The following is a 217-nucleotide window of genomic DNA, read 5'->3' as shown; positions in this document are numbered from 1 at the left end:
TTCTCGGCCGGTGCGTTCAGCGGCATGAAGGTCGGCGACGCCATCGTGGGCCTCCCGCAGGACACCGGCCCCCTCGTCTACTTCTACAACGAGGCCGAGTTCACGGCGCTGGGCCTCGACGCCCCGAAGACGCTCGACGACCTCACGGCCGACTCCGCCGCCGCGGCCGCCGCGGGCAAGTACGTCACCGCGTTCACACCGGATGAGGCTCAGAACT

1 pseudogene is annotated in these 217 nt (G+C 69.6%); it reads left to right on the top strand.

The features are described from left to right. Positions 1-217: pseudogene (locus L687_RS0121075) on the top strand (extracellular solute-binding protein); the annotation flags it as partial.

Origin of the sequence: Microbacterium maritypicum MF109, assembly GCF_000455825.1 — a bacterium.
GTDB classification, from domain to species: domain Bacteria; phylum Actinomycetota; class Actinomycetes; order Actinomycetales; family Microbacteriaceae; genus Microbacterium; species Microbacterium maritypicum_A.
Note: the sequence above shows the minus strand (reverse complement) of the source record. Positions and strands in the feature narration are given on the sequence as shown.